Below are 12154 nucleotides of genomic sequence, written 5' to 3' on the forward strand. Positions count from 1 at the left end.
ACGCAAGGACAACAAAAGCTTCTTTGACGAATTAGAGTCTCCTCTAATACCTTGACTGGGGTAGCTGGATTCGAACCAACGCATGAGGGAGTCAAAGTCCCTTGCCTTACCGCTTGGCTATACCCCAAAACTTAGATACATTATCAGTTTATCTACAACTGAACTCCGCCTAAAATCTCGGAAAAAAGATAAATCTCCTTGTAAACCAAGGTTCACTTCGGTGATTTTCTATTTTTCTGTAGATTTCTTAACGGCTACGTATCTTGTTAGTTGAACATGGACTAAAATCCTAGTGAAAAATATAGACTTCCTAGTGTCTTTAGACACTACGTTAGTCCCCTATTTTCATACGGATTTTTAAGGTCCTTTGTATCCTAACTATGGAAAGAGAGGGATTCGAACCCCCGAACCCGAAGGAGCGGATTTACAGTCCGCCGCGTTTAGCCTCTTCGCTATCTTTCCATAACACTAACAGCCACTATTTTATCATAAAACAATGGCTATTACAAGTCTTTAATTACTTAAATTGTAATTTTCAATAATATTTCCGACAGCCTTTTCGAGTTTTTTATAAAAACTTTCGGTGTTGCCATTTTTAAGCACTGCAAAGTTTGCTTCGCCAAGTTCTGCAATCTCTCCAATCACCTTTTTTCCAATGGTCAATTGGTAGCCTTCATAGCTCTCATTTCCGACTTTTACTGTGGATTCGCTGATTTGGATTTCAATTTTTTTATCTTTTTTACTCATGTGACTGACATAACCTCTCTATTTTCTAACTTGTCTTATTGTACAAAAATTAGAAAAAGCTTGCAAGTGCAAGCCTCTTCTTAGTGATAAGTATTAAACCATACTGGAAAATGATGTTTCCTTACTTTTTGTCTCTGTTTTTATTCGAGAGTAATCTGGTTATTTTTACAAGACAAACTACTGCTGTAATAGCAAGGCTAAGGTAAATTATATTTAATAACAATCCTAAGAACAACGTGAGCTCTGCCATTTTAACTATCTCCAAAATAGTAAATTACGATTAATCCATTCTACCATTTTCTCTCTAAAAGAAAGCGTTTTCTAATGCGTGGTAATTTTATTTCATCTAGTTATGAGCAAGGAATTAATTGAAGGTATTTATTTGTAGAACAAAAGCTCATATTTAAACTTCAACGGGAATAATCCAACCTTCTGGAGCTTGAATATCTCCAAATTGGATGCCAGTCAATTCATGATAGAGTTTCTTGGTAATTGGACCAACTTTTGTTTCACTGTAAAAGATATGGAAGTCATCACCATGCTGTACTCCACCAATAGGCGAAATAACAGCTGCCGTACCACATGCACCTGCCTCGACGAATTTATCTAACTCATCCACTCTCACATCGCCCTCAATGGCAGTCATGCCTAAACGATGCTCTGCTAAATAAAGCAAAGAATATTTTGTAATAGATGGCAAGATGGATGGACCAATAGGTGTAATAAATTCGTTATTGGCTGTGATGCCAAAGAAATTGGCAGAACCCACTTCTTCAATCTTAGTGTGAGTTGCAGGGTCCAAATAAATCACATCAGAAAATCCAGCTTTTTTAGCCACTTGTCCAGGTAAGAGACTGGCAGCATAGTTGCCTCCGACCTTAGCAGCGCCTGTTCCATGTGGAGCAGCACGATCATAATCTTCTTGAATAAGGAAATTAGTCGGAGCCAAGCCTCCTTTGAAATAATTTCCAACAGGCATAGCAAATACAGTAAAAATGTATTCTTCCGCAGGTTTGACGCCAATAATATCCCCAACTCCAATTAAAAGGGGACGAAGGTAAAGTGTCCCACCTGAACCATAGGGCGGGACATATTCATGATTGGCTTTGACCACTTCTTTACAGGCTTTAATAAATAAATCCGTTGGCACTTGCGGCATGAGTAAGCGATCTGCCGTTCGTTGCAAACGCTCCGCATTTTGATTTGGACGGAATAATTGAATGCTTCCGCTTTTTGTCCGATAAGCTTTGAGTCCTTCAAACGCCTGCTGCCCATAATGCAAGCTAGGCGAACTTTCAGAGATATGCAAAGTCGCATCCTCGGTCAAACCACCTTCTGCCCACTCTCCATCCTTGTAAGTCGTTAAAAAACGATAAGGCAATTTCATATAGGAAAATCCAAGGTTCTCCCAATCAATATCTACTGTCATAAGTTCTCCCCTTTATCTTTTCAGGTCAATTATAAAATGTATTGTATCGCTTCTATCTAAAAAAATCAAATGATTTTCAGAAAATTCTATAAACGAAAAGAAGAGGAATCACCCACTTCTTTTATTTAACACTATTTTTAAGCGCTGACAACACTGCTTCTTTGTCTTTTGCAACCAAGTCAATACGTGCTTGAATATCTTTGATACCCATTTCAATGTTACGACTGAGAGCCATATCCGTCAATTGTGGCTCAAAGAAGGCTTTATATTCTGCCAAGCGTTCTTCTGTCTTAAAGATAGCTGCTGGGATTACAACAAAGCTGTCAAAGCTCATATCGCCACCTAGAGCAGCTTTAATCCAATCCCAATCATCACGCGCCCAAGTCCACACCATTTCTTGAGAGAAAGGCTTGCGAAGGAAATTAGAGTACCAAAGCGATAAGTCTTGTGGTTTGATAATGTCTTTATTTTCAAAAGCAGCAACTAAGGTTGTTAGGACTGATTCTTCCTTAGTTTCCGCAAGAGCTGCTACCAATTGGCGTTGGAAAATACCATCGTTGGTATCAATATAGGCTTGTAAGAGCAAGTCTGTCAACTCCTTGCTTTCAGCATGTTTGACTTGGTTAATCAATACATCTGCACGAATAGCCGCTGGAATCGCTGCAATATTGTCTTTATATTGTTGGAAGATTTCTTTCGCACGTTCAACGGCTGACTCATGATCTGCATAGAGCATATAGCCCACTGCGAATCCTCGTACTAATTCATCTTCATCTGATTCGCCATCTTTCTTCTCAAAACCAAGACGGTCATAATTTTTAGCAAAAATATGAGCGACTAGTTCTTTAAATTCTTTTTCTTCAGGCGTACCTTCATCAGTAAATCGTTGTAAGCCACCTAAAACTAGCGAAATAGCACCTAAAACTGCTGAATCTTGCTCATCTGTCAAATTAGCGACCAAAGGAAGTAATTCACTGTAAGAAATGACACCACTTTCAGCTAAGAATCGGCGTTCTTGCAAGACTTGTAATTTAGAAATCTTATCTAGATTTTCCCAAGAAGTCAATAACTCATCCATGAGATGTCCTTCATAGGCAGTCAAATAGTGTGCTGTGTTATCTGTGTTCAATTGCAGAGCTTCGCTATTTTGGCTTGCCAACTGACTGAAGTTTGGAATCACTAATTTTTCTTCTGTCAGAGTATCCGGCAAGCCAGTCCAATTGCTGTTTAGAGGAACTTGCCAGAGGCGTCCTTTAGGGTCATTTTGACCGATGAAAAACTGCTCCTGAGTCAAGATCAATTGATCGTTTTCAACTGTCGCTGTCACCAATGGGTACCCAGGTTGCTCTAACCATGAATCCATAAATCCTGCTACATCACGACCTGAAGCTTGAGAAAGTGCATTCCACAAATCACGACCAACGGTGTTTCCATACTGATGACGTTCGAAGTAAATCTTCAATCCTTTGCGGAAATCCTCATCACCCAACCAACGACGCAACATATGCATGAGACGACTAACTTTTGCATAGACGATGGCCGCATCAAAGAGGGTATTAATCTCGTCAGGATGGTGGACTTCGACATGCACTGATTGCACACCGTCTGTGGCATCACGCTTCAAAGCTGCTTGGATACCACTCGTTTGGAAATGTTCCAATATATTCCAACTTGGCTCAATGGCATCAATAGCAACATACTCCATCATATTGGCAAAGGACTCGTTAAGCCAAAGGTCATCCCACCACTTCATGGTGACAAGGTTACCGAACCATTGGTGGGCAACTTCATGAGCAATCACGAGAGCAACTTGCTGACGGCTAGATACAGTAGAATTTTCATCAACCAGCAAATACACTTCACGATAGGTCACAAGACCCCAGTTTTCCATAGCACCTGCAGAGAAATCTGGTAAACCAACATGCAAACATTGTGGAATCGGGTAACGAACACCAAAATAATCTTCATAAAATTCGATGACACGCACTGCGATATCCAAAGAGAAATCCAACTCGCTCAACTGATGAGCCTTTGTTGCATAAGAGCCAACCAAAGTGCCATTCTTGGTATGAGCGGTTTTCCCATGCAAATCTCCTAGCGCAAATGCTAGTAAGTAAGAAGACATACGGGGTGTCGTATCAAAGGTCCAAACTCCAGTTTTCTTACGCTCGTCGCTCTTGATTTCAGGCATATTTGAAAGGGCGATTTCGTCTTCTTCTTGATCAAATTTTACCGAAAAATCAAAGGTTGCTTTGGCTTCTGGCTCATCTACAGACGGGAAGGCTTCACGCGCAAAGTGACTCTCAAACTGGGTCGAAATGACTTCTTTCTTCAGCCCATCAACTGTGTAGTAGGACGGATAAATTCCTGTCATATTATCAGTGATACGACCCGAAAATTCTAAGGTTAACTCGACTGCACCAGTCTTTCCAAGATCAATATGCAGAGCCTCATTGGCATCATCCATGGTAAATTTCAATTCAGTTTCAGCCAATCGGACGGCTGCAATGGTCAAATCCTTTTGATGAAGAGAAATTCTTTCTGCTTTTGCTTCACCAGTAAAGATGACTCGACCTGAAAAACTTTTGCTTTCACGGCTGATATCTAAAAATAAATCATAGTGCTCGGGCACAAATCTTTCGATCAAACGTTTTACACTTGTCATTGTATTCTCCTTTTCGTTTTCTTTCACTAGCATTGTAACACAAAAAGACAAGATGGAGAAAATCCAACCTGTCTTTCGTTTTTTATTTTATCTTAGCCGCAAACACTTCCTGATCTGAAATGGTGTCTGAGATGAAGCTGCCATTGCTTGTCCGCTCAGAAATTCCCAAATCAGACAAATTGATTTCTTTGGTGTCGCCTGTTTTAGAGGTGACAAGGAGAATTTGCTCTTCACTCTTGACTGGCTCAGTCGCAAACAAATCCAATTCCGCTCCGCTATTTTCCGCAAAAACGGGTCCTGCCATAAAGATGCGATGAGGCTTACTCTTGAGCTCACGCAAGACTTGAAGACCACGACCAGCCCGCTTAGCAAGCGGAATATCATCTATCGCTGTCCGTTTGACGCTACCACGCTGTGTGAGGATATAGAAGGACTTGGTATTGGCAATAAAGGCCGCCTGCACCACATCCCCATCCTTGAGGTTAATGGCCTTGACACCTGCCGCTTTGGCACCGACAACTGGTACTTCTTCGATATTAAATCGCAGAGCATAACCATTGTGCGTTACCAGCAGCACATCATCCATGAGAATAGGCGATACTGCAATGATGCTGTCGCTATCATCCTTGATTTTAGCATATTTGACTGATTTGGACTTATAAGTTCGCCACGGAGTGAATTCCTTACGCTCCACGCGCTTGATTTGCCCCAACTTGGTCACTGCGAAATAAGTACCCGTTTCAAAAGTATCAACGATTTCTGCATAGAGCACTTCTTCATCCGTCGCAAAGTTAGTAATGGTCTGCGACAAATGCTCACCGATGTCTTTCCAACGAATATCGGTCAATTCGTGAACAGGACGATAAATAACATTGCCTAAGGTTGTGAACATCAGCAGATGCTGAGTTGTCTTAGTCTGTGCATAGAAAATCAATTCATCGTCATCCCGTTTTCCGATTTCATCAATAGTTGATGCATTGAAAGAACGCAGACTAGTCCGCTTGATGTAACCGCCACGAGTGACACTGACAAATGTCTCTTCTTCCACGATCAGACTGGCGGTGTCAATTTCAATGGTAACCGCCTGAGCTTGCAATTCAGAACGACGAGCATTGCCAAAGGTTTTCTTGATGTCACGAAGTTCACGCTTCATGACATTGTACATAGTACGCTCATCACCAATAATGGCTGCCAGCTCTGCAATTTTCTGACGCAAATCTGCTTCTTCTTCTTGCAAGGTTACGATGTCTGTATTGGTCAAACGGTAGAGTTGCAAGGTCACGATAGCCTCGGCTTGCTCTTCCGACGGATGAGAGCAATAACCTCGTCCAAAATAGAAATCACACGAATGACACCTTCTACGATATGAAGACGTTTCTCCGCTTTTTCCTTGTCAAACTTAGACCTTGCCACAATAATATCCTTACGGTGAGCAATATAGCTGGACAAAATTTTGACCAAACCAACTTGACGTGGCGTAAAGTTGTCAATGGCCACTCATCACGCACTTCAGCAATGCCAGGTACCTTGTTATTAACACGGACATCGTCAATTTTCTTAACCAAGACTGATTTATTAATCTCGTATGGAATCTCCGTCACGATGATTTGTTGTTTGCCGCCTTTGAGATCTTCGATTTCGGTGCGAGATTGGACAACCACGCGCCCTTTCCCCGTTTCGTAGGCTTTGCGGATTTCATCCTTACCTTGGATAATGCCACCCGTTGGAAAATCTGGTCCAAGCAAGAATTCCATTAGCTTGTCCAATTTAGCAGTCGGATGGTCAATCATATAGACCACAGCATCAATCACTTCCGCCAGATTATGCGGTGGAATATCCGTTGCGTAGCCAGCAGAAATCCCTGTCGCTCCGTTGACCAAAAGATTTGGAAAGGCAGCAGGTAAGACAGTTGGTTCTTTTTCCGTATCGTCAAAGTTCCAAGCCCAAGGCACAGTCTTCTTGTCGATATCCTGCAAAAGATAGCCTGAGATTTCCGACAAGCGAGCCTCAGTATAACGCATAGCCGCAGGTGGATCTCCATCCATAGAACCGTTGTTTCCGTGCATTTCAACTAAGATTTCACGGTTTTTCCAATCCTGAGACATACGGACCATGGCATCATAAATAGAGCTATCGCCATGGGGGTGAAAATTCCCCATGATATTACCAACTGATTTAGCTGATTTGCGGTAGCCTTTTTCAAAAGTATTGCCATCCTTATGCATAGAATAAAGGATGCGTCGCTGAACAGGTTTAAGCCCATCACGAATATCAGGAAGCGCACGCTCCTGAATAATGTATTTGGAATAGCGCCCAAAGCGCTCTCCCATGATGTCCTCAAGGGACATGTTTTGAATGTTAGACATAGGATATAAAACCCGTTAAGAAAGTAAATGAAAAATAGGAGACCTCCGCAGTGTGGCTAGCACACAAGGGATATCTATCTTTTTTCCAAAGCTTTCAGGGCGTATTCAATTCCTTTCATAAGATACAAAGAGCAAAGGGACGTTAAAACAGTTCAGTGGATTGTTTTAATCCGTAAATGAGGAAAACAGCGCTTTCCTCATTTAGTTTTTAGTCCCGTATTCGATTCTTTTTTAGTAAGATAAAGACAGCGCGGTAGAAAAATAGAGAATTAACGCCATGTGTTGCACACAAGGAGCATCTATGATTTTCTCAAATCTTTAGAACGTGCTCGGTTTGAAAAATTAACTGAACACGCTTGTCTTAATTGAAATAGTGTTAATCTTCTCAAGTAAAGGAGCAACTTGGTTACTCCTTTTATCCTCTATTTTACAAAAGCTTACCCCTCAAGAATATGGTTTTGGCGTTGCGCGCGCCATGCTTTATAGTCATCAACATCAGATTGAACTAATTTAAGGCAGGCACCAATAACGGCTGCATCATCCAAGAAACCAAGGAATGGAATACCGTCTAAGATTACGTCGATTGGTGATACAAAGTAAACAAGTGCACTGACAATCGCCGCAATAGCACCAACTGGTGCCTTGTCATATTCTTTTGTGAGATACGCGCGTACCATTGAAGTCAGGACTGGTAAGATAGACAAATACTTTCCAACAAGGGGAACAGATTTCATTTTTTCTTCTAATTCTTCTAAAAATGCTTCTAATTTATTTTGGTTTTTCAAAAGAACTTTTGATTTTTCGAGACCTTTTTCAAGTTCTTGCACAGCTTTTTTCTGATTAAAACGAAAGAATTTCATAGGTTACTTCCTTTTTTTGAGAGGTGGAAAATCGTGAAATTTTCAGAGTGAGAGGTCGATTTTTTTAAAAGACAGTGTTCTCCTCCAATGTAAATCGGACATTATCTTCAATCCATTGGCGGCGTGGGGCTGGCTTATCCCCCATAAGGACAGATACGCGACGTTCGGCACGCGCCAAATCATCAATGGTCACACGAATGAGAGTCCGTGTCTCAGGATTCATAGTCGTTTCCCAAAGTTGATCGGCATTCATTTCACCAAGACCTTTGTAACGCTGAAGCATCGCCCCTTTGCCAAATTTTTGACGAAGTTCTTCTAACTCGCCATCGCTCCAAGCATACTCGACCACTTCTTTTTTGCCTTTCCCTTTGGACATCTTGTACAAAGGAGGTAGAGCAATGTAAACATGGCCAGCTTCAACAAGGGGACGCATGTAGCGATAAAAGAATGTCAAAAGCAGGGTCTGAATGTGGGCACCATCTGTATCCGCATCTGTCATTATAATAATTTTATCATAATTGATGTCATCTAGGCTAAAATCAGCACCAACTCCTGCCCCAATGGTATAAATCATAGTATTGATTTCTTCATTTTTGAGGATGTCCGACATCTTGGCTTTTTCGGTATTCAAAACCTTACCACGGAGTGGCAAAATGGCTTGGAATTTGCGGTCGCGCCCTTGCTTAGCAGAACCACCGGCTGAATCCCCCTCGACTAGGTATAACTCATTCTTCTTGGCATTTTTGGATTGGGCTGGCGTTAATTTACCAGACAAGAGACCCTTATCCTTCTTATTTTTTTTGCCATTTCGGCTTTCATCACGAGCTTTACGCGCCGCTTCTCTGGCATCCCGCGCCTTAATAGCCTTACGAATGAGATTAGAAGCCAATTCTCCATTTTCCAAAAGGAAGAAGGTTAATTTTTCGGAAACAACCCCATCCACAATTGGACGAGCCAGTGGCGAGCCGAGTTTATCTTTGGTTTGTCCTTCAAATTGCAAATGTTCCTCAGGAACCAGAATAGATAGCACCGCTGACAAGCCTTCACGGTAGTCTGAACCTTCTAAGTTTTTGTCTTTTTCCTTGAGCAGACCAGTTTTCCGAGCATAGTCGTTCATCGCTTTCGTAATGGCAGATTTGAGACCTGTTTCATGGGTACCGCCATCCTTAGTACGGACATTGTTAACAAAGGATAGGATATTATCAGAAAATCCATCGTTGTACTGCATGGCAATCTCAACTTGGAAACCTTGATCTTGTCCTTCAAAATAAATGACAGGCGTCAACAATTCCTTGTCTTCATTGAGATAAGACACAAAATCCTGAACCCCATTTTCATACTGGAAGGATTCCTGAACAGGATCATCTCCACGAAGATCTGTCAGCACCATTGTCACATTTTTCAAGAGAAAAGCTGATTCCTTGAGACGTTCACAAATAGTATTGAATTTGAAATCAGTCGTTGAAAAAATCGTATCATCGGGCATAAAAGTGACTTTTGTTCCCGTTTTAGACTTAGGTGCAGTGCCTATCTTTTTCAATGTTGTAACTGGTTTCCCACCATTTTCAAAGCCTTGTTTATAAACCGCACCATCACGCGTAATTTCTACTTCTAGCCATGCTGATAAGGCATTGACGACTGAGGATCCCACACCGTGAAGACCACCAGAAGTCTTATAGCCGCCTTGACCGAATTTACCACCGGCATGGAGAACGGTAAAGATAACCTCAACCGTTGGAAGACCCATAGCATGCTTTCCTGTAGGCATCCCACGACCGCTATCTGTTACACTGACAGAACCGTCCTTATTGAGAGTGACTTCAATTTTATCACCGAAACCAGACAATGCTTCATCGACTGCATTATCAACGATTTCCCAGACAAGGTGATGAAGTCCAGTACCATCGGTCGACCCGATATACATACCAGGACGCTTACGGACCGCATCCAATCCTTCTAGTACCTGAATGGCATCATCATTATAGTTTTGTAAATTTATTTCTTTTTTAGCCAAAAGAGCCTCCAAATGTATTCATCTTTTCTATATTACAAGTTTTTTCCAAAATTTGCAAAACAATTCTTCTGTTTCCTATAAATAAGAGATTAAGCGTCTTACAAAATGGGCTTTATGGTATAATAGTTCCATGGAAACATTACTTTTTATTTTGATTGCTTATTTGTTAGGGTCCATCCCAACTGGCCTTTGGATTGGAAAACGATTTTACAATACCAACTTAAGAGAACACGGCTCTGGCAATATGGGAACAACCAACACATTCCGAATTCTGGGGAAAAAAGCAGGAACAATCACCCTCACCGTAGATATGTTAAAAGGGACACTAGCTGTACTATTACCAATTTGGTTTGGTGGAGTAGCGGTTTCTCCACTTGTTGTTGGTTTTTTTGCCGTTTTAGGACATACTTTCCCAGTTTTTGCCCAATTTAAAGGCGGAAAAGCTGTGGCAACTAGTGCGGGAGTTTTATTGGGCTTTGCACCAAACTTTCTCTTCTTCCTCGCCGTCGTTTTTGCCGTTACACTTTTCCTATTTGGTATGATTTCCTTGTCCAGCGTGACAGTTTCAGTGGTTGGCATCCTTGGAGTGCTCCTTTTCCCCGCTATAGGATTCATTCTTCCAGAATATGACCTCATTTTCACCATTCTCATTATTCTGATTGCATCGGTTATTATCATCCGACATAAAGAAAATATCGAACGTATTTTGCAAGGCAAAGAAAATCTAGTTCCTTTTGGACTCAATCTTTCCAAACAGAATCCAAAAAAATAAGACGAGCAGGGGCTCGTCATTTTTTTATGCTTGAAAAACGATTTTCCCATCGCAGATGGTATATTTGATCACACCCGTCAACGTATCACCGATAAAGGGAGAATTGTCTGCCTTGGAATGGAAGTTCTCACTGACCACTCTTGTCTCCTTATCAGAGAAAATGACCAAATCAGCTTTGCTATTTTCAGCAAAAAAGCCAGCTTCTAAGCCATACAGTTTAGCAGGGTTGATGGTCATTTTTTGCAACAATTCCATGAGTGCCAGATGTCCCTCTTCGACCAAATGAGTCAAACCAAGCGATAAGGAAGTTTCCAAGCCAGTCATACCAGATGGAGCCTTGGTCACATCTGCAACATTTTTTTCATCAGCATGATGAGGTGCATGGTCTGTCGCGATGACAGAAATAATCCCCGATTTAAGGCCTTCAATAAGAGCCAAGCGATCCGTTTCGGTGCGTAAGGGTGGATTCATCTTGGCACTAGCACCCTTAGTCACTAGCAAATCTTCCGTCCGTGAAAAATGCTGGGGCGCTACTTCTGCACTGACGTTTGCACCCAATCTCTGGGCAAATTCGACTACTTTGACCGACTCTGCCTTAGATAAGTGCTGAATATGGACCTTTGCCTGCGTTTCATAGGCAATCATCACATCCCGCGCAATCATACTGTATTCGGCCACACCAGTTGCGCCGCAAATATGAAAATGTTTAGCTGCAATGGATTCGTTGAGACCCAGAATACCATTTAACAGCGGGTCTTCCTCGTGAAGGGACAGCAAAATATCCAAATCTGCAGCTCTTTGCATGGCCTTACGCACCACTCCTGCATCTGTCAGAGGTATACCATCATCAGACAAAGCGGCAGCACCATTTTCAATGAGACCTGCAAAATCCGTCAAATGCTGACCGTCAAATTCATGGGTAATGGTGGCAACCGTATGGACGTGAATAGCTTCTTTGGCAGCGGAGCTTAGAACCTCTTTCAAAATCTCTATCGATGAAATAGTCGGCATGGTATTGGCCATCATGACAACAGAGGTAAAGCCGCCCGCGGCTGCAGCCAAAGCCCCTGCATGAATGTCTTCCTTGTGTGTTTGACCAGGCTCCCGAAAATGCACATGAACATCAACTAAACCTGGAGCCACAATCAAGCCTGTCGCATCGATGATTTGGGCACCCTCATCATGGAGGACTTCCCCCATTTTCTGAATAATTCCCTTATCAACCAAGACATCCATAACCTTATCTAGACCAGATTTGGGATCCATGACACGACCATTTTTGATCAATAACATTGGCTTTC

7 protein-coding genes, 2 tRNA genes and 1 pseudogene are annotated in these 12154 nt (G+C 41.9%); 1 reads left to right on the forward strand and 9 read right to left on the reverse strand.

Features of this window, described 5'->3' with window-relative positions:
- Positions 1 to 55: 55 nt before the first annotated feature.
- From AEX56_RS03395 to parE, 8 genes and pseudogenes are all read right to left on the reverse strand, one after another.
- A tRNA-Gln gene (locus AEX56_RS03395) sits at positions 56 to 127 on the reverse strand.
- 254 nt (positions 128 to 381) lie between these two features.
- Positions 382 to 462, reverse strand: a tRNA-Tyr gene (locus AEX56_RS03400).
- Positions 463 to 513: 51 nt separating this feature from the next.
- Positions 514 to 747 (reverse strand): DUF2969 domain-containing protein, encoded by a 234-nt coding sequence (locus tag AEX56_RS03405; RefSeq protein ID WP_049617888.1) that lies wholly within the window; start codon positions 745 to 747, stop codon positions 514 to 516.
- Between the two features lie 403 nt (positions 748 to 1150).
- Positions 1151 to 2176, reverse strand: coding sequence for a branched-chain amino acid aminotransferase (locus tag AEX56_RS03410; RefSeq protein ID WP_049617889.1), 1026 nt, complete (start codon positions 2174 to 2176; stop codon positions 1151 to 1153).
- Between the two features lie 121 nt (positions 2177 to 2297).
- Complete coding sequence (locus AEX56_RS03415) at positions 2298 to 4841, reverse strand: M1 family metallopeptidase (RefSeq protein WP_049617890.1); 2544 nt, start codon at positions 4839 to 4841, stop codon at positions 2298 to 2300.
- 82 nt (positions 4842 to 4923) lie between these two features.
- A pseudogene (locus tag AEX56_RS03420) lies at positions 4924 to 7207 on the reverse strand (DNA gyrase subunit A).
- A 437-nt stretch (positions 7208 to 7644) separates the two neighbouring features.
- Entirely contained in the window at positions 7645 to 8067 is a 423-nt protein-coding gene (locus AEX56_RS03425; protein ID WP_049617891.1) for a YkvA family protein, read from the reverse strand.
- Between the two features lie 64 nt (positions 8068 to 8131).
- The gene (parE, locus tag AEX56_RS03430) at positions 8132 to 10081 is read right to left on the reverse strand and encodes a DNA topoisomerase IV subunit B (RefSeq protein ID WP_049618249.1); all 1950 of its coding nucleotides are present in this window, start codon (positions 10079 to 10081) and stop codon (positions 8132 to 8134) included.
- 130 nt (positions 10082 to 10211) lie between these two features.
- Here parE and plsY point away from each other — a divergent pair, with 130 nt between their 5' ends.
- Positions 10212 to 10853 (forward strand): glycerol-3-phosphate 1-O-acyltransferase PlsY, encoded by a 642-nt coding sequence (plsY, locus tag AEX56_RS03435; RefSeq protein WP_049617892.1) that lies wholly within the window; start codon positions 10212 to 10214, stop codon positions 10851 to 10853.
- Between the two features lie 24 nt (positions 10854 to 10877).
- Here the strand turns inward: plsY and AEX56_RS03440 are convergent, their stop codons facing one another.
- Positions 10878 to 12146 carry a dihydroorotase gene (locus AEX56_RS03440; RefSeq protein WP_049617893.1) on the reverse strand — a complete coding sequence of 423 codons (1269 nt, stop codon included), beginning with the start codon at positions 12144 to 12146 and terminating at the stop codon, positions 10878 to 10880.
- Positions 12147 to 12154: the final 8 nt, after the last annotated feature.

The sequence above is a fragment of the Streptococcus sp. X13SY08 genome, assembly GCF_001182825.2.
Taxonomy (GTDB): domain Bacteria; phylum Bacillota; class Bacilli; order Lactobacillales; family Streptococcaceae; genus Streptococcus.

Excerpts from the sequence above, each read along its gene's own strand:
- AEX56_RS03405 (WP_049617888.1), bottom strand. The coding sequence starts at position 747 with ATGAGTAAAAAAGATAAAAAAATTGAAATCCAAATCAGCGAATCCACA.
- AEX56_RS03410 (WP_049617889.1), bottom strand. The coding sequence starts at position 2,176 with ATGACAGTAGATATTGATTGGGAGAACCTTGGATTTTCCTATATGAAA.
- AEX56_RS03415 (WP_049617890.1), bottom strand. The coding sequence starts at position 4,841 with ATGACAAGTGTAAAACGTTTGATCGAAAGATTTGTGCCCGAGCACTAT.
- AEX56_RS03425 (WP_049617891.1), bottom strand. The coding sequence starts at position 8,067 with ATGAAATTCTTTCGTTTTAATCAGAAAAAAGCTGTGCAAGAACTTGAA.
- plsY (WP_049617892.1), top strand. The coding sequence starts at position 10,212 with ATGGAAACATTACTTTTTATTTTGATTGCTTATTTGTTAGGGTCCATC.
- AEX56_RS03440 (WP_049617893.1), bottom strand. The coding sequence starts at position 12,146 with ATGTTATTGATCAAAAATGGTCGTGTCATGGATCCCAAATCTGGTCTA.